14 protein-coding genes and 1 tRNA gene are annotated in these 18,062 nt (G+C 63.3%); 7 read left to right on the top strand and 8 right to left on the bottom strand.

Translation table 11 applies throughout. The features are described from left to right. The first annotated feature begins 2 nt into the window (after window positions 1-2). The 3 genes from CGLAUT_RS00155 (at window position 3) to crgA (ending at window position 4,039) form a co-directional block, all read left to right on the top strand. Window positions 3-1,625 (top strand): serine/threonine-protein kinase, encoded by a 1,623-nt coding sequence (locus CGLAUT_RS00155; RefSeq protein ID WP_290185556.1) that lies wholly within the window; start codon window positions 3-5, stop codon window positions 1,623-1,625. A 3-nt stretch (window positions 1,626-1,628) separates the two neighbouring features. Further along, complete coding sequence (gene pknB / locus CGLAUT_RS00150; RefSeq protein ID WP_290185554.1) at window positions 1,629-3,698, top strand: Stk1 family PASTA domain-containing Ser/Thr kinase; 2,070 nt, start codon at window positions 1,629-1,631, stop codon at window positions 3,696-3,698. 65 nt (window positions 3,699-3,763) lie between these two features. After that, window positions 3,764-4,039, top strand: coding sequence for a cell division protein CrgA (gene crgA / locus CGLAUT_RS00145; protein ID WP_095658947.1), 276 nt, complete (start codon window positions 3,764-3,766; stop codon window positions 4,037-4,039). A gap of 828 nt (window positions 4,040-4,867) precedes the next feature. Here crgA and CGLAUT_RS00140 read toward each other — a convergent pair. The 4 genes from CGLAUT_RS00140 to CGLAUT_RS00125 all read right to left on the bottom strand — a co-directional run bounded on the left by CGLAUT_RS00140 (window position 4,868) and on the right by CGLAUT_RS00125 (window position 9,431). Further along, on the bottom strand, window positions 4,868-5,530 hold the full coding sequence (locus tag CGLAUT_RS00140; protein WP_095658946.1) for a rhomboid family intramembrane serine protease: 663 nt from the start codon (window positions 5,528-5,530) through the stop codon (window positions 4,868-4,870). Between the two features lie 65 nt (window positions 5,531-5,595). Beyond that, window positions 5,596-6,117: a peptidylprolyl isomerase gene (locus tag CGLAUT_RS00135; protein ID WP_198304952.1), complete on the bottom strand. Its 522-nt coding sequence runs from the start codon at window positions 6,115-6,117 to the stop codon at window positions 5,596-5,598. Window positions 6,118-6,187: 70 nt separating this feature from the next. Beyond that, on the bottom strand, window positions 6,188-8,446 hold the full coding sequence (metE, locus tag CGLAUT_RS00130) for a 5-methyltetrahydropteroyltriglutamate--homocysteine S-methyltransferase (protein WP_290185552.1): 2,259 nt from the start codon (window positions 8,444-8,446) through the stop codon (window positions 6,188-6,190). 19 nt (window positions 8,447-8,465) lie between these two features. Beyond that, window positions 8,466-9,431 (bottom strand): methylenetetrahydrofolate reductase, encoded by a 966-nt coding sequence (locus tag CGLAUT_RS00125; RefSeq protein WP_290185550.1) that lies wholly within the window; start codon window positions 9,429-9,431, stop codon window positions 8,466-8,468. A 311-nt stretch (window positions 9,432-9,742) separates the two neighbouring features. Between CGLAUT_RS00125 and CGLAUT_RS00120 the strand changes: the two genes are divergently transcribed. Then, window positions 9,743-10,603 (top strand): hypothetical protein, encoded by an 861-nt coding sequence (locus tag CGLAUT_RS00120; RefSeq protein ID WP_290185548.1) that lies wholly within the window; start codon window positions 9,743-9,745, stop codon window positions 10,601-10,603. Here the strand turns inward: CGLAUT_RS00120 and CGLAUT_RS00115 are convergent. After that, window positions 10,600-11,196, bottom strand: coding sequence for a TetR/AcrR family transcriptional regulator (locus CGLAUT_RS00115; RefSeq protein ID WP_290185547.1), 597 nt, complete (start codon window positions 11,194-11,196; stop codon window positions 10,600-10,602). The two genes, CGLAUT_RS00120 and CGLAUT_RS00115, sit on opposite strands and share 4 nt — an antisense overlap. Before the next feature lie 97 nt (window positions 11,197-11,293). Between CGLAUT_RS00115 and CGLAUT_RS00110 the strand changes: the two genes are divergently transcribed. The 3 genes from CGLAUT_RS00110 (at window position 11,294) to CGLAUT_RS00100 (ending at window position 14,534) form a co-directional block, all read left to right on the top strand. Then, on the top strand, window positions 11,294-11,872 hold the full coding sequence (locus tag CGLAUT_RS00110; RefSeq protein WP_290185546.1) for a hypothetical protein: 579 nt from the start codon (window positions 11,294-11,296) through the stop codon (window positions 11,870-11,872). Next, entirely contained in the window at window positions 11,869-13,962 is a 2,094-nt protein-coding gene (locus tag CGLAUT_RS00105; protein WP_290185544.1) for a YhgE/Pip domain-containing protein, read from the top strand. The genes CGLAUT_RS00110 and CGLAUT_RS00105 overlap by 4 nt, the downstream gene beginning before the upstream one ends. 110 nt (window positions 13,963-14,072) lie before the next feature. Further along, window positions 14,073-14,534 carry a hypothetical protein gene (locus CGLAUT_RS00100; protein WP_290185542.1) on the top strand — a complete coding sequence of 154 codons (462 nt, stop codon included), beginning with the start codon at window positions 14,073-14,075 and terminating at the stop codon, window positions 14,532-14,534. 52 nt (window positions 14,535-14,586) lie between these two features. Here CGLAUT_RS00100 and CGLAUT_RS00095 read toward each other — a convergent pair whose 3' ends face one another. From CGLAUT_RS00095 to CGLAUT_RS00085, 3 genes are all read right to left on the bottom strand, one after another. Beyond that, on the bottom strand, window positions 14,587-15,792 hold the full coding sequence (locus tag CGLAUT_RS00095) for a beta-galactosidase (protein WP_290185541.1): 1,206 nt from the start codon (window positions 15,790-15,792) through the stop codon (window positions 14,587-14,589). 102 nt (window positions 15,793-15,894) lie between these two features. Beyond that, on the bottom strand, window positions 15,895-17,688 hold the full coding sequence (locus tag CGLAUT_RS00090) for a beta-galactosidase (protein ID WP_290185539.1): 1,794 nt from the start codon (window positions 17,686-17,688) through the stop codon (window positions 15,895-15,897). A gap of 287 nt (window positions 17,689-17,975) precedes the next feature. Further along, window positions 17,976-18,048: transfer RNA gene (locus CGLAUT_RS00085), tRNA-Ala, on the bottom strand. Between the last annotated feature and the right edge of the window lie 14 nt (window positions 18,049-18,062).

Genomic DNA, 18,062 nt, shown 5'->3' with positions numbered 1-18,062 from the left:
AGATGAACACTGAAAACCGCGACGACCTGCAGGCCCTCATCGGCGCCGACTACCAGCTGCAGTGGATCATCGGCCACGGGGGCATGTCCACCGTTTGGCTCGCCGACGACGTGGCCAACCAGCGCGAAGTGGCGCTCAAAGTGCTGCGCCCCGAGTTCTCCTCCAACGAGGAGTTCCTCGCCAGGTTCAGAAACGAGGCGCTCGCCGCTGAGGGCATCAATTCCCCAAACGTGGTGGCAACCTATGACTACCGCGAAGTGGAAAGCCCCGCCGGGTTCTCAATGTGCTTCATCGCCATGGAGTACATCCGCGGCGAGTCGCTCGCCGATCTCATCGCCCGTGAAGGCCAGCTCGACGAGCCGCTTGCGCTCGACGTGCTCGAGCAGGCTGCACACGGGTTGGCGGTAATCCACCGCATGGGCCTGGTGCACCGTGACATCAAACCGGGCAACCTCATGGTGACCCAGAACGGTCAGATCAAAATCACGGATTTCGGCATTGCCAAAGCCGCCGCCGCAGTCCCGCTTACCCGCACTGGCATGGTGGTCGGCACCGCCCAGTACGTCTCCCCGGAGCAGGCGCAGGGCCTCGACGTGGGCCCTGCCTCGGACGTCTACTCGCTCTCCGTCGTAGGCTACGAAATGCTCACCGGCAAGCGGCCGTTTACCGGCGACTCCTCGGTGTCGGTCGCGCTCGCGCACGTGAGCAACGAGCCGCCTCCGATGCCCATCACCGTCGGGGCGCAGACCCGCGAGCTCATCGAGATCGGCCTACGCAAGGATCCCGCGCAGCGCTTCGCCGACGGCAACGAGCTGCAGCTCGCCGTCCACCAGGTACGCGAAGGCGAGCGCCCAGCACAACCGGGGGGCCGCACCCAGGTCATTGCCACGGAGCCATCGCCCACCGCTTCAACACAGATGCTTGCCGACGTCTCGGAGGAACGCACCACCCGTCCCGCCGGCGCCTACCCTCCATCGGCGGCGCGCGCGGTGCAGGCGAGCCACCAGGCCGCACCACCTCAAATGCGCCCCGAAGCGCATCTGACGCCGGCGCGCGCCGCAGGCTCGGTACCGGGTTCGGCTGGGAGCGCGCAAGGGGCCGTCGATAAGCAAAAGTCCTCGAAAGCTGGGCCGTGGATTGCTGGTTTGCTGCTGCTTGCCTTGGCAGGAGGCGGGGCCGCGTGGGCTTGGACGAGCGGGGCATTCAACGGAATCTCAGGCCAGCGAACTGCGCCGACGTCCACACAGACGACGGTGACTGAGACGGAGACAACCGTTGAGGAGGAGCCGACGGTGACCGTGACGGAGCCCTCGCGGCGACGTCCGTCCCACGAGCAGTCCGAACCCGGCACGCTGAAGGTGGAGTCGGACACCCCGAAGCCGTCGCCGTCCGAGGCCGAGGAGCCCACTGCGTCGCCGTCACCGTCTCCGGAATTGCCGACGGAGCAGCAGACGCCCACGCCTTCGCCATCACCGTCTCCAGTGCCCCAACAGCCGCAACAATCGGCCCCGCAGCAACCGCAGCCGCAAAATCCGGCGGAAGGTCCCGCGCCGCAACAGCCTGGTCAGGGTAACGGTGGGATAGAATTGTCCTACTTTCCACCCGTCACAGGAGGTCTCCCGTAACCCATGAGAATCGCTGACCGCTACGAGCTCGGCGACATCATCGGCACCGGCGGCATGTCCGACGTCTACGCAGCCAAGGACACCATGCTTGGCCGCAACGTTGCCGTAAAGATGCTCAAGGTCGACATGGCCCGCGACGAGAACTTCCGCGAGCGGTTCCGCCAGGAGGCCAAAAACTCGGCTCGGCTCAACCACCCCAATATCGTTGCAGTCTACGACACGGGCTCTCAGCTTGTCGACGACATCGATGTGCCGTTCATTGTGATGGAACGGCTCATGGGCCGTAACCTGCGAGACATCCTGCGCGCCGACGGACCGCTGCCGCCGCCGGAAGCAGCGGCGATGATGATCCCGGTCACCCGCGCGCTGCAATCCAGCCACGACGCGGGCATTATCCACCGCGACATCAAACCGGCGAACATCATGGTCACCAACACCGGCGAAGTGAAGGTGATGGACTTCGGCATCGCGCGTGCGATCGATGATTCCACCTCCGCGATGACGCAGACATCCGCAGTGATTGGCACCGCACAGTACCTCTCGCCGGAGCAGGCGCGCGGGAAACCAGCGGATGCGCGCAGCGACCTCTACGCGCTTGGGTGCGTATTGTACGAAGCGACGACCGGGACGCCGCCGTTTGAGGGCGAGTCGCCGTTTGCCGTCGCCTACCAGCATGTGCAGGAAGATCCGGAGCCGCCGAGCGAGCGGATTGCGTACTCCTTGTCGCCGAACGAAGCGGTCAACGTCGACGCGGTGATTCTCACCGCTATGGCGAAGCACCCGGCCGACCGGTACCAAACGGCCACCGAAATGGGCAGTGACCTCGCGCTTTTGGAGCGCGGTTCCGTGACCAACGCGGCGCGCACATACCTTGCGGCAGCGGAGTCGGACTACGGTGCGACACCGGATGCCACGTCAGTGTCGGGCACCGCCGTACGGGGCGGTCCGCCGGTGCGTCGCGAGCCTGTGCCGCGTGGCGGTGCAGGCGCTGGCGCAGCCGCGGGTGCGGCCGGTGCGGCTGGTGTCGCGGGTTCCCGTCGCGCGGGCAGTTCCGGCGCTTCGGCTGGTTCCACTCGCTACGCGGACCACCGCCGCGCGAACAGCAAGAACGACTCCGGGTGGATGAAGTGGGTTGCTGCCCTGCTAGGTCTGGTGCTGCTGGGCGCCACCGGGTGGTTCGCATACTCGTACTTCTCCGGTGACAACGAAGACCCCGCCAAGGTGCAGGAGAACATGATCGCCGTGCCCGACGTGGCAGGCAAGCCGCGCCAAGACGCGCAGAGCGAACTTGAAGGCTTGGGATTCCGGGTTGTGATCTCTGATGAGCCGCACCCGGAAGTTCCGCGCGGCAACGTCATTGCTACCAACCCGGTCGCTGGCTCGCAGCTGGCCGCTGGCACGCTGGTGACCTTGAACGTCTCCTCTGGCCGTGAGCTGACTGACGTGCCCGACATCACCAGCCTCACCGCCCAGGAAGCGGCCGAGGCATTGGAGGAAGCTGGTCTGGAGCTCAACGAGGACATCCACCGCGAGCATTCCGATTCCGCGCCGGACGGCGTGATCATCTCCCAGCACCCGGCTGCTGGCTCCCAGATCTCGAAGGGGTCGAAGGTGACCGTCACGGTTTCCGACGGTCGCGCGAAGGTGAAGGTCCCGAACTTGGTCGGCCTCGACGTCGACCAGGCGACCGCCACCCTGGCGTCGCTGAACCTGGAATCTACAGTGAGCCGCGTCGACTCCGAACGCCCCGACGGCGAGGTGCTCGCTGTTGCCGGTTCGGGCAGTGAAGTCGACAGCGGAACCACCGTTGAGCTGCGCGTTTCCAACAACATGCTGATGAAGATGCCGGAGATCACCCGCATGACGCCGACTGAGGCGGACAAGCTGCTGCGTGAAGCTGGCTGGACTGGTCGCCTCGTTGCCGGGCCGACCGTGTCGACGGGCGCACTTGTCGACGTCGGCCAGATCGGCCACCAGGAAGTCGAGGCGGGCGAGTTGATCCGCAAGGACCAAACTGTTGGCTACAACCTCTGGGAGTTTGACCCGGCCAAACTCAATCCGATGAATAACTAGGAGATCAGTGCCGGTGATACCATTACGCCGACCGCTTGGTGAGCACGAAAGGACCCGAACGAGCAATGCCTAAGGCAAAAGTCACCAGAGACACCACCCGCCCGGCTTCGACGACCTCAGCGGGTGCTTCGCGCACCCCGGTGAAGATCAACACAGGTGGCACCCCGACCTGGTACAAGGTCATCATGTTCGGCCTGATGCTTCTCGGCCTCGGCTGGATCATTGTCTTCTATCTCGCCGGTGACCAGGTACAGTTCCTCGCCGAGCTCGGCCCCTGGAACTACCTCATCGGCTTCTCCGGCATGATCGCTGGTTTGCTTATGACGATGGGCTGGCGCTAACTCCCTCCCAGCCCACCCAGCTCTCCCAGCTCTCCCATCTCTCCCATCCGTCCGTCCCGGCCTCGTCGGGGCCAAACCCGGACAATTTCGCCAAACCCGGATAGTTGCGATCCCTTACGTGTGCTGCTGCACACATAGAGGGCACTAACTATCCGGGTTTGGCTCTATCAGAGCCAATAGCGGGGAATCCAACCGTCCACCACCCTCGCCACAGCCGCCTCACGCCGCTGCTTCGAATTCCAACCCAACCGAGCCACCTTCCAATCAAAGTGGCGCAATCACCGGTTGAACGAGCGTGCGATTTTGGGCTGGATCCGACACCTGCAATCCGAGTTTTGTGACAGGGCGCCAGGTAAACACTACCCTCGTTTGTTCAGATTTCTTTGGTCACAATTTGCACACACTATGTACAGCTTTATTCACAGGCTGTGGAGTGCGATGAGTCTTTCAAGAATCTCACAACCTGTGGATAAAGCTGTGCACTACTCGCTTCGAAACTAAAATCTGCGGTCCGTAACGGCCTTAAGAGGGGTTCTAAGGCGCCTATGACTCGCTGTTCGAGGAATAACACAGGTGTGAGTATCCACAGTGTGCACAAAACCTGTGGATACTCACACCCCTCCCAAGTTTGGGGACAACCAGTGGAAAGGTTGCAAAGAGGTGAACAGGAGACGTCTTTTCGCAACTGTGGATAACTCCGCGATGGCACCGAATCCGCGCGGAAAAGCGCCGGATTCCGCGGCGTGGAACGAACGTTTGTGCGCACGCACAGGCCGGACGCACACAGGGGCCGCGCGCAGAGCGCATATGCAGAGAGCGCGCTAGCCGCTACGTGTACATCTGCGACGTCGGCAGCGTCGGCAGCCACACCGCTACCGCGGCCAAAACCAGGCCGATCCACGCGGTCCCCCACCGCACCCGCGCATTCGCCGACGTCAACGGCCACGCCAACACAGCGCCCGCGACTAAACCGCCTGCGTGCCCCCAGAAACTCACGTTCGGGGCGATGAAGGTGTACACCACGTTGACGGCGATCAGGACGAGCGGCGCGCGGAGATCGGCGGACCGTCGTGAAGCAACTGCGACAAAGATTGCCATGAGTGCATACAGTGCACCGGACGCTCCCGCGGTGGGGACTGCGAAGTTAAACGCGAGCACGGCGGCCGAGGCGGCAAGCCCCGCCGCCGCATACGCCACCGCGAACGGACCGGTGCCCACCTGCCGTTCGATCGGCGGGCCGATGACCGTCAAGAGCACCACGTTGAGAAACAGGTGCGTGATGTCCAGATGCAGGAACCCGGCGGTGAGGGCCCGCAGGTACCCGGGGCCGTCGACAAGCGGGCCCCACAGAATCATGTTGGAGCCGAGCCAAGAATCCCACACCACATCGGTGATCGATCGCGCCTGCACCGCAGTGATCACAAACACCACGCAGCACAGCACCGCAATCACAGCGGTCGCGGGCGCACCTTTGAACTGGGTCTTCAACATGGGAGAAAAGAGGAAAAGGCCCCCGCGGCCAGTGCGGGGGCTAGAGCTTTTCGCTTATCGACGCCTTAAGCAACGTCCACCGATTCAATCACCACATCCTCAACCGGACGATCCATTTGGCCGGTCTTGACGTTGGCGATCTCGTCGACAACCTTGCGCGACGCTTCATCGGTGACTTCACCGAAGATGGTGTGGCGGTTGTTCAGCCACGGGGTTGCGTCGACGGTGATGAAGAACTGCGAGCCGTTGGTGCCCGGACCAGCGTTGGCCATTGCGAGCAGATACGGGCGGTCGAACTGCAGCTCCGGGTGGAACTCGTCGGCGAACTGGAAGCCCGGGCCACCGGTGCCGGTGCCGGTCGGGTCGCCGCCCTGGATCATGAAGCCCGGGATAATGCGGTGGAAGATCGCACCGTTGTAGAACGGGCCGGACGTGGAACCGGACGCGTTCTGCGCGGAGTATTCGCGCTCGCCGGTAGCCAGGCCGGTAATGGTCTCCACGGTGTTCGGGGCGTGGTTGCCGAAGAGGTCAACAACGATGTCGCCGTGGTTGGTGTGGAACGTAATCGTCTGTGTCTTTTGAGTCATGCGTTCCACAGTACCGACATCCGCGCCCGAGCCGCGTGAGGCCTGCAAGGCCCGACAGACCCTGCAGAAACTACAGGCCCTGGGCCACCTCGTCGCGGGCCGCGATCATGTTGCGCAGCGACGGATCGACCTCGGCGTAGCCGCGGGTCTTCAGACCACAGTCCGGGTTCACCCAGAGGCGCTCGGCCGGCACGTTCTCCAGTGCGGCGCGGATCAGGCCCGCCATCTCCTCGGTGGACGGCACGCGCGGCGAGTGGATGTCCCACACGCCTGGGCCGATCTCGGAGTGGAAGGTCTCGTCAATGTCCTCGAGCAGCTCCATCTTGGATCGTGCGGCCTCGATGGAGGTCACGTCGGCATCCAGACCGGCGACTGCGTCGATGATCTGGCCGAACTCGGAGTAGCAGAGGTGGGTGTGGATCTGGGTCTCCGGCTTCGCCTGCAGGGAAACCAGGCGGAAGGCGCGCACCGCCCAGTCGAGGTAGGCGGGGCGCTCGTCGGCGCGCAGCGGCAGCAGCTCGCGCAGCGCCGGCTCGTCGATCTGGATGACCTTAATGCCGGCTTCCTCGAGGTCACGCACCTCGTCGGCAAGCGCAAGCGCGATCTGGTCGGCGGAGACGGCCAGCGGCACATCGTCACGCTTGAAGGACCACGCGAGGATGGTCACCGGGCCGGTGAGCATGCCCTTGACCGGCTTCTCGGACAGGGACTGCGCGTACTGCGACCACTCGACAGTCATCGCCGCCGGGCGGGAGACGTCGCCGATCACGATTGGCGGACGGGTGCAGCGGGAACCGTAGGACTGGACCCAGCCGTTCTCGGTGACCACGAAGCCGTCGAGAAGCTCTGCGAAGTACTGCACCATGTCGTTGCGCTCCGGCTCGCCGTGCACGAGCACGTCCAGGCCGATCTCCTCCTGCAGCGCGATGACCTGCTTGATCTCCTCGCGCAGCGCCTCGGTGTACTGATCGTCGCTTAAGGTGCCGTCGCGGTGATCGGCGCGCGCCTTGCGGATTTCCTGGGTCTGCGGGAAGGAGCCGATAGTGGTCGTCGGCAGCAGCGGCAGGCCAAGGGCCTCGCGCTGGGCAGCATTGCGCTCGCTAAACGACGGCTCACGCTGGACGGTGCCGGTCGGCAGCGCGTCGACCTTGGCGGCCACGTCTGCGTTGTGGGTGCGCTCGGACTCGGCGCGGGTGCGAACGGCGCGATCGGAACGTGCGAAGGCGTCGGAAGCGCCTGCCTCGCCAGCGACCAGCGCCTGGATCTCGCCGATCTTCTCATCGGCGAAGGACAGCCAGTTGGCCACGTCCACCGGCAGGTTCTTCTCCGCGTTCAGGGAGTGCGGCACGTGCTGCAGCGAGGTGGAGGTGGACACGTGTGCGTCGTCGGCGATACCCAAGGACTCCAGCACCTCCGCCTTCACGCGCAGGTTGGCGGCCCATACGTTGCGGCCGTCGATAAGCCCGGCGACGAGGGTGGTGGAATCCGCAACCTGCGCGCGCACGCGCTCCGGATAGCCGGAATCGGAATCCAGGGTCCACGGTGACAGGTCGACGTGCAGCGCCTCCGGGGCGAGCTCGCCGAGCACTGACAGCGCCTCGCGCGCCGCGCCGTACGGGGTGGTCAGGTAGACCTGCGGGCGGGCTTCCTCGGCGAGCAGCTGGCTCCAGGCCTGGCGCAGGTAGTTGGCAAGCTCCGCGTCCGCGGTGGACAGGTCGGCCACGACGGCTGGCTCTGCAACCTGGACCCACTCCACACCGGCGTCCTTCAGCGCGCGGAAGACCTCGGCGTACGCCTCAACCAGCGCCGGCAACAGCGACCACTCGGCCGGCTTCGACAGCGCGATCAGGGTGACCGGGCCGACCAGGTACGGGCGCACCTTGTGGCCGGCTTCGCCTGCCTCCTCCACCAGCCGAAGCACGCGCTCCGGGGCCGGGGTGATGTCCTGGCCTTCGGCGATCTCGGGCACGAGGTAGTGGTAGTTGGTGTCGAACCACTTAGTCATCTCCAGCGGCACGCGGGTGTCGTTGCCGCGGGCAAGCGCGAACTCCTCATCCAGGTCGGTGCCGCCCGGAATCAGGCCGACAGTCAGGCCGGTCTCCAGCACCTGGTCGTAGTACGCCACATCAGCCGGAATCGCGTAGTCCTCGGTCAGGCCGAGGTCGCGCAGGTGGTTGTAGGTGTCAATGCGCAGCGCGCGGGTGGTGGAGCGGAAGGTCTCCGCGTCAATGCGGCCAGCCCAGTAGCTCTCCAACGCCTGCTTCAGCTCGCGGTTCGCGCCGATGCGCGGGTAGCCTTCAATCGTCGCCTTGGGAAAAGGTACAGTCATTGCTTGTCCTTAAACTAAATTACGGTTGTTGAATGCCGACGCGTCCAAGCAGGTCGCGAGTCACGGCAAGGTTGTTGTGGGTATACACGTGCAGGCCGCCGGTCCCGGCGTCCAAGATCGTCCGCGTGAGCTCAGCCGAAAGCTCCATGCCCAGCTCATACTCCTCCTCAGGGGAAGTTGCGGAAGCAAGTCGCTTTTCGACGGCCTCTGGAACCTGCAATCCCGACAGCTCGCCCATTCGCTTGGCCCTGGCCAAGCTCGTGATGGGCATGATGCCGGGGATGAGCGGAATGCGCACGCCCGCGAGGCGCGCCACCTCCACGAACTCGAGGTAATCCGAGGCGTCGAAAAACAGCTGCGTGATGGCGAAATCTGCGCCGAGGCGCTGCTTCGCCAACAGCACGTCCAGATCGTGGTCGAAGTGCTTCGACTCCGCGTGCCCCGAGGGGTAGCACGCCACCGACAGCGCCAGCTTGCCCGCCGCTAGGCGGAACGCCTCTTCCTCCTGCACCTTATTGATCAGGTTCAGAAGATCGGTGGCGTACGGGAGGTAGCCCTCTGGTAGCGAAGTCTGCCCCGGCTGCAGGTCCCCCCGAAGCGCGAGAAAACCGCGAACGCCGACGTCGATAAGCTGGCGAATCCACCCCTCAAGCTCGACCTTCGGCCCGGCGGTGCACGCGAGGTGCGCGATCGGGCGAAGATCTGTAGTGCTTGCGATGCGCTCGATGAGTGCCGAGGTGCCGGCCAGCCAGTCGCTGCGCATAGAGCTGGTCACCGAGACGTAGTCGGGGTGGTAGGCGGCCAAGCCTTGGATAAGCTCATCGAGCTTGGCGGAATCTGTGCTGTTGCGCGGCGGGATGAGCTCAAAACTCAGCGCTGTGCGCGTGCCGTGGTGCTTCACCACCGGCGAGTACTGGTCAACCTCGAACGGGCTGTCCAGGGGTGCCGAGGCTGACAGCCGAGTCGAAGCAAAATTCCCACGCATGGAAACAGATGCCTTTCGATCTTCTTGGGTGTCTGGCCGGGCTCGGCACTTGACGTTCAACCGTTTTACAACGGCTGTGCAAAACTTATTGCGCCCAAGTTTCAGTCTCAATGTACCTCTCGGTCTTGTGGGTGTTTGCGCTGGTTGAACAGCCGAGTAGGGTGAATAAAATAGCACCGGGCGAAAGGCGGAATGAACCGCTTGGTTCAGTTTGTGTAGCGCGGGGCATTCAGCGTTTTCGCTACCCTGGGAGCGGATTCACGCGCGCGTGCGAATGCATCGCGCATCACACAAAAAGGAGTTATTTCGTCATGAACCGGATCATGCTTCGCTTGGCAATGGGCGCCGCCACCGGCGCGTACAACATGTACCGCAACAGCGACTCGAAACAGCAGCGCAAGACCTACGACGCTCTGCTCGGCGCACTGAAAGACGGCAAGCTGGGCGACCTCGCTGAGGAGCTCGGCATCGACGACCTGGAGGAGCTGCACGGTGCCGCACGCGCGAACGCCGGCGACCTGACCCGCGACGCGCACGACCGCCTCGATCGCCGCCGCGCTGCATTCGCCGCGGCTGCTCCAGACCGCAAGGCGCGCCGCGAGGCGCTGAAGCACGCGGCGAAGCAGCAGGAGAAAGACAACCGCGGCGGCGGTGTCGGCAAGTTCATTGGCATCAGCCTCGGCATCGCAGGCGCAGCTGCCGCTGCGTGGGCCGCGTGGGAGTTCTGGCTCTCCGACAAGCAGGCAGCGACAACCACCCGTCCGGCTCCGACCCGCACTGAAACCGACGAGAAGGGCAACTCGACCCTCGTGTACTCCACCACCACCGAAACCGCAGGCACAGCGTCCGGTGCGCGCGCGACCAACGACCCAGATAACGACATGCGCCCGAAGGCGGACATGCACGGCTCTGCAGGCCCGCTCGGTGAGGAACCGGCTGAGCGCGACGAGGAGCTGCTCACCTCCATCGACGAGCAGCTGACCACCCTTGACACCCTCGAGGATTCGCAGCGTGAGGTAACCGAACCGCGCCACGCGAAGAGTGATGTAAAGAGCGATGTGCTGCGCGACACCGGTTCGGGCAACCGTAGCGATAAGACCTCAGATGCCGACACCACGATCGGCGCGTCCGGCCGCCACGAGCTGCGCAAGGACAACGACGCGAAGCGTTAAGCGCTGTTGCGCTGAGTGTGCTGAATGTCCACTCGCGGCGCACGCCACGCTAGTAAGAGGTGGCGCACGAGCCGCTCCCGGACATCGGGAAACAGGGCATTGAGCTGTTCGTTCATCGGACGGGTGACCACGATCAGCTCGGAGGCGAGTTCTAGCGGCCGCAGACCCGGGTCAACCAACCCGTGTGCGGCCGCATTGTCGAGCAGCGCCTGGACCCTGTCGAAGAATTCGTCGCGTCTTGCCGCTACCTCAGCGTCAATCGTTCCGGGCATCTCGTTGACCAACGCGCCGACGAGCATGCCCACGCCGTAATCCACCAGCTTCCAAACAAAGCTCTCCCACTGCTCGTGGGGAGCATCATCGAAAGCTGCAAGTGAGTTGTCGAGGAACTCGTCGAGCACGTGGATGAGTTCAAGGGCACACGCTTGGCGCAGCTCGGACCGAGACGGAAAGTGGCGATACACGGTGGCGATACCGACATTGGCCTCTGCGGCTATGCCTTCCATGGTCACCGCCGAGGCTGGCCGGGTGCGGAACTGCCGCATGGCGGCGGTGATGATTTGAGCGCGTTTTGCGCGTGCATCTGCGCGCACAGTTCCACCTCCTACCCGTTACTTTTGACACGACTGCTAATGGCGAGGATGATAACACCGGATTTAAGTGATAGCTAACCCTCCGTCTGGAGCAAGGATGACAGTAGTACTCACCACGCAGGACCTTGTGGTGCGCAAGGGTGGCACCCCGGTGACGCTGGTTGCGGAAGAGGGGCTAACCATCGTGCAGACGCGTCGCGAGGCGGGCGGCTCCCGGCTCGCGATGGCGCTCGCGGACCGTTTCAAGCCCTATTCCGGCACCGTGGACGGTCCTGGTTTTAAACGCACCGCATTAGCCGGCGCGGACTTCATTGACACCCTGGAGCGGCATGTTTCCGCTCGGGAATCGATACGGGAACAGGTCGCGTGGGCTCAGCCGTTTTTCGCCCGTGTACCGAAGGACATCCTGGGCCACAAATACGTCCAGCCGTGGCTGGAGCCGCTACGCCTCGAAGAGCTGAACGTTGACAAGACGGTCGGCGAACTGGGCGTGATGGATCGGTTCCGTCTCCGGATCCTGCTTGCTCTCGTATCCCGGCCGAACGCCGAGCTACTCGTGGTCGATGACGTCGACCAGGTGAAGAAAATGGCCCTGCGCCGCCAAATTATGGATGACCTCAAGGTAGTAGCGTCGTACCTGCCCGTCATCGTGACCACCGTGAATGAGGAGCAATGAGCGGACTTCACATCGGCACTAACTTCCGAAAATTCTTCCACGGCACCCTGCCGCCGCTTGCACTGATTGCCATCGCGCTGTTGCCGCTCCTGTTCGGCGGCCTTTTCGTCTGGAGCTACTTCGACCCCCTCGGCAACTTCCACAAAGTGCCGGTAGCGCTGGTGAACTCAGATGAAGGCGACGCGGGCCAAAAGGTCGTCGACGAACTCGTGGCGGAAAGTCCGATGGACTTCCACGTAGTCAGCGCCGATGAAGCGCGAGAAGGCGTGGAAAACGGCACGTACTACTTAGCCATGGAGCTGCCAACGGACTTCACCGATGCCGCGACCAGTGTGCAGTCGGACAACCCGCGTCAGGCCAAGATCAACGTCACGCTGAATGAGACCAACGGTTTCATCCCCACCATGCTCGGCAGCACCGCTACCACCCAAGTTGCGGAGGCCGTCTCGCACAGCATCGGCGCTGAAGTGGTGAACCAGCTTTTCGTTGGCTTCAACACCATCGGCGACGGCATGGACCAGGCCAAGGATGGCGCGAGCCAGCTTGACGACGGAGCGCAGTCGGCAAAGGACGGAGCTGGCCAGCTCGACGACGGTGCTGGTCGTCTAAACGATGGTCTGAACGAGTTCAACGAGAAGGCCCAGCAGCTTCCGGAAGCGGCCGGCGAACTCGACAACGGCGTCAGCGAGCTGCAGAACGGCGCACAGCAGCTGAACGAGAATTTGGGCACCGCCGCAGACGGAGCCCAGCAGCTGTCCGACGGCCTGGGCAAACTCAAGACCGCTACCGATGCCCTCGGTTCCGGTGCCGAGCAGGTTGCCGGCGGCGTGGACAAGATCGCAGACCTCGCTGGTACGTTGAGCGCAGCACAGCAGGCGTACGAGGACATCGACTCCTCGCTGGCACAGGTCATTGAAGACCTCGACCGCTCCCCCATCCCGGGATCCGAGCTGATCGCGGAGCAGGCGCGCGCCACCCGCGCGCAGCTGAACTCCGGCACGCTCGGCGCTGCCGCCGGTTCTGATCTAGTCAGCCAACTCACGCTGTTACAGGACGGCGCGCACCAGGTGGCATACCAGCTCCACGACCCCGAATCCGAATACCTCTCCGGTATGAACACCGCCGTCGGCGCAGCAGAGACGCTGGCCAAGGGCCTTGCGGCACTGGACGAGGGTTCCGGCACGCTCCTGGCCGGCGTGACCAAGCTCAAGGACGGTACATCGGCGTTCGTCGTTGCGGCGAACGCGGCTGCCGACGCCACCTCGAAGCTTGCGGAAGGCTCAGACCAGCTAGTTGTGGGAATGGGCGAGCTTAGCGACGGCCTGGTGCAGCTTTCCGACGGCACCGGCGAGCTTTCCCTGAAGCTCTCCGAGGGCGCAGAGAAGGCGCCGCGGTGGGAAGGCGAGCGTCTTGATATGGCCGTCGAAAATGCCTCGAACCCGGTCGTTGTGAACCAGGTGGGTGACGAGCTGACTTTCTTCGGCCGTGGCCTGTCGCCGTTCTTCCTGTCGCTGTCGCTGTGGTTCGGCGGCCTGATCACGTTCATGGTGCTTCCGCCGCTGTCGCGTCGCGCGATCGATTCCGGCGCCCTGCCGACACGTGTCGCGTTGAACACCCTGGTTCCGGCTTACCTCATCGGTCTCGCTCAGGTCATTGCCTTGTGGGTCGTGCAGGTCTTCGTGCTCGACGTGCAACCCAAGCACCCGGGTTGGCTTTTCGCCGTACTGATGTTCGCCTCCTGGGCGTTCATCACCACCATCTTCGCCCTCAACGCGGTCTTCGGCGCCTCAGTGGGCCGCCTGATCACGATGGCACTGATGTCGCTGCAGCTGGTGGCCTCCAACGGCCTCTACCCACCAGAAGTGCAACCGGAGTTCATCCAGTGGGTGCACAAGCTGGACCCGATGACGTACGTGGTCGACCTCACGCGCTTCGCGCTCTTTGGCTCCGCGGCAACAGATCCGCGCATGCACCGGGCGGTCATCGTGCTGGTTGCGCTTGCCATCGGTTCGTGGCTGGTCTCGTGCCTGGGTCTGCGCGCGCTGCGGCGCCCGACAGAGAAGGACATCTACCCCGAGATCTCGGTCTAGCCGCGCCTGCAAACAGCCCCAACCGGTGGCGGTAGAGTGCTGTCGAAGCGTTTTCGGTACCGTCGTAAAGCGAAAAACTCCTACGACCAAGTACCGAAAAGGATTTCACAATGTTCAACCCCCTGAACCTTCTCCCTGTCAGCATCTTCTCAAAGCAAGACAAGACCAACCTCGGCTTCGCCTCTGCGACGCTGCGCGTGCCCCTCGGCCTGTACATTCTCAACTCCGGTCTGGGTAAGTTCGGCGCCGACAAGGAAACGGCTGAGGGTCTGCAGGACATGGCAGCCACCGGCATCCCGGCGCTCGACGAGTTCGACCCGGAGACCTTTGCCAAGACCCTCGCCGCGAGCGAGGCCGCCCTCGCAGCCGCGCTGCTCCTCCCGTTTGTGCCCAACCGTCTCGCTGGTCTGGGCCTCGCGACCTTCGGCGCGGGGCTGCTCACCATGTACTTCGGTAACGACCAGATGACCGAGGATGACGGCATCCGCCCGTCCCACGACGGTCTGTCGCTGTCGAAAGATGCCTGGCTGGTGGCCATCGGCGCGGCGCTGATGGCGCTGCCGCGCAAGTAGTCGCACGAGCCGCGCTGGGGTCCATGGGGTCCGTGGGGCCATGCGAACGGCCCTAGTCGCGCATCTCCTTCGGCGGGTTCGTTTCGGTGTAGTACTTGATCGCCCAAGCGGCTGGTTTCCACGAGCCGTCTTCACGGATCACGCCGAAGTAGTCCTCTTTGTCCTGGCTAGCGTTGTACTGCTTCTTATCCTCGATGTGATAAAAGAGGATCGGGCCGACATTGTGCGACTGCCCCCAGGTGTTGAGGTATTGGCTGTAGCGTTCCTCTTGAATCGTCTCGTCGGCGGTGCCGCGCACCGTGTCTTGGCCGACCTCTGTGAGCCAAATGTCTTTGTCCCCGTCACCATTAGCCCGCATGAGTGAGTAAAGGTTGTCCGCTGGGGCATTGAGGGTCGGTTGGTCGCCGAACATGTAATCCCAACCGTTCCATACCCACTCTTCCGAATTGATGCCGTACGGGTGGTGCGACAGCGAGTCGAAGTTCCCCTGCGCGCCAGCAGCGTACATCCGCTTGAGGTACTCGGTTGCGCCGATGACGGAATCGTCGGCCTCGGTCGGCAAGACCACCTGCCCGCCGGCGATGACATTTACATCGCGGTTTGCCTTATGCGCCGCCGGGTACGCGTGCTTCAGCAGCTGCGCGTAGCTTTCTGGGCTGGCTTTGGGGTTGTCCGGGCTGTCCTTCCAGAAACCGGCCGATCCGGGCTCGTTCCAGACCTCGTAGTCGCTCACGCCCTTCTTGCTGTAGCGCTTGATCACTTTGGCAAAGAACTGCGCATAGTCGTCGTAGTGGTCCGGTGTCGGAGCATACGTGTCCATTCCGGGTTGGAGTGACTCACGCTCCTCCGGCGCAAGCTTGTCAACCCCGGTCGCCCACTCGGGAGCTGTAGAGACTTGGATGAGCACGTTCATTCCGTGCTTGTTCGCCGCGGCGACGCTCTTATCTGTGGAGTCCCAGTTGTACTCACCAGGGCTCGGCTCAACGTAGTACCAGGGCACGACCACGCGAGTCCACGTCGCCCCCATTTCAACCGCGTTTTCGTAAGACTCTTCGACCTCATCATCCGAGTACCCGTGGTCGAATGCCTTGACAATGACGCCGACGCCGTTGTCATTTTCCGTCTCAGAGTGCTCTGAGATGCAGGTTGACGTGACAAAGACGACCGTGAGTGCTGCGAATACCGCGAGAGCCCGAGTCGCCCGCGACAATCCGCCGAAGCGCGGTCGATTGCTTGCGCTAGAAAAACCGCTACCCATCTCTCTTCTCCCATCCGCGTCATCACTCTATGAGAGTAAGTAAGCGTAACAACTCACAGCGCGGATCAATGAACGGTAGGCGGGTAATCTCCCACCCCCGCACTATTTCAGGTAGCCGGTGAGCCACTTCCAGATCTGGGTGCGGATGAATAGGAGCAGGGCCATACCCAGCGGTGCCAGGCCAATAGCTGGTCCAGTTGTGGCTTCTGGCTGCACTGCTCGCGCTGGTGCGTCTGGCTGGGCTTCCGCAGGTGCAGACGGCGGGGCCGGAGCTTCCGGCCGCGGTTCAACCAATGCTTCCGGAACCGGGGCAGGTGCGGGAACCGGCGCAGGAGCCGGTGCGAGTGTGGGATCCGAAGCGCGCGGGTTTTCCAGCGTTGGCCAAGTCACAGGTGGCACTGGGCCGATGACGGGTGCTTCCTCCGCGAACGCTTCGTCGACAAGCGGTGCCTCTGGGTCGGCTGCAGGGGCGTCTTCCAGGGCGGGAGTTTCCGGAACGAATGGATTGTTCGGCTGGGTAGGTGCCTGCGTCCGCGGCTTGGGGGCTGCAGGCGGTACCGGCGCGCCCTGCTCGACATCCGGCGTGGTGCCGACGGGTGCATCCAGCGGCGCCGGTGCCGGTGCGGGTACTGGCGCCTGATCTGGCGCTGGCGCTGGTGCTGCTGCGCGAGGAACCGTCCCGGATTCTGCGGCGTTGGTGTAGCTCTTGATCGCCATCGCGGCCGGCTTCCAGGAGCCGTCGTCACGGATCACGCCGAAGTAGTCCTCCTTGTCGAAGCTGTTACCGTAGGACTTCTTGTCCTGGAGGCTGTAGAAGATCATCGGGCCGATGTTGGGGGTGTCTCCCCACGCATCGAGGTAGAGCTGGTAGCGCTCCGCCTGCATCTTCTCGTCCACCCATCCGTGCCGGGTGTCCTGACCGAGCTCGGTGAGCCAGATTTCCTTATCCCCGTCACCGTGCGCGCTCATCACCGAGTGCAGGGTGTCCCGCGGAGCGTTGTTCGTCTTCGGTTCGTTGTACATGTATGCCCAGCCGTTCCAGATCCACTCCGGAGAGTCAATGCCGTACGGATGGTGCGCCAGAGAGTCGAAGTAGCCCCCTGCGCCCGCAGCGTACATGCGCTTGAGGTACTCCACGGCGTTGATGCGGGACCCGTCCGCCTCCGTCGGCAGAACAACCTGGCCGCCGGCGATCACGTTGACGCCACTGTACGCACGGTGGGCTGCCGGGTATGTCTCCTTCAGGAGCTGGGTGTAGCTCTCCGGGCTGGGCATGCGGTTGTTGGTGTCTTCCTTCCAGAAGCCCGCGAGCGCCGGTTCATTCCACACCTCGTAATCCACAATGCCGCGGGGCGCATAGCGCTCAACGACGTCGGCGAAGAAGTTCGCGTAGTCGTCGTAAAACTCCGGTTTCGGTGCGTAGGTATCGGGATAGTGACCGAGCGAGCGCTTTTGGGCAGGCGACATACTGCTCAAGCCGGTTGCCCACTCCGGTGCGGTGGTGACCTGCATCATCACGTTGATGTCGTACTTCTCCGCCATTGCGATGGTCTGGTCGAGGAACCTCCAGTTGTACTGGCCAGGTTCGCGCTCAATGTGGTACCAAGCCGCGCCCACACGGGTCCACTCCACGCCCATTTCCTTTGCGGTGCGGAAGGACTCCTCCACCTCAGCGGCACTGGTCGAGTCGTCGAACACCTTCGTCACAATGCCGACACCGTTGGTATCGCGGAATGATGAAGGATACTCCTGTGCGCCTGCTTCCGCCGCACACATTGCTGAGGCGACCAGCGCCGTCACCACGCAGGCCGCAATGGTTGCCTTGGCGGCTCGCGGTGCCGCCAGCATCAGAAACTTCAGCCGTTCGAACTGGCTGTGGGAGACGTGAGTGCCCATAGAGTTTTCCGCCTTTAAACGCGTTTTCCGTCTTTTGTCTCAGAAAAGTAACCTGAGTATAACGTGAGGGTAACGTGAATAGAAGAAAGGCGCAGATAAGTGCATCGAGGTTACACCCTCGGGGTGTACACACCAGCCTCACCAGAACACAAATCAGCAGTGCGCTCACAAGCTTCGATTGCTTATCGACGAATTGCGCCGCCGAGTACCCGCGTCCCCCAAATGGGGACAGTTTCGCCCGTCGCAAGGCGAAAAGCTCCCCCTGCCGAAACAGAGGGAGCGATTTGTGGAGCATAGGAGAATCGAACTCCTGACATCCTGCTTGCAAAGCAGGTGCTCTACCAACTGAGCTAATGCCCCATGAAGTGTGGAAC

Origin of the sequence: Corynebacterium glaucum (assembly GCF_030408855.1) — a bacterium.
GTDB lineage: Bacteria > Actinomycetota > Actinomycetes > Mycobacteriales > Mycobacteriaceae > Corynebacterium > Corynebacterium glaucum.
This window is presented reverse-complemented; position numbering and strand designations above follow the sequence as displayed.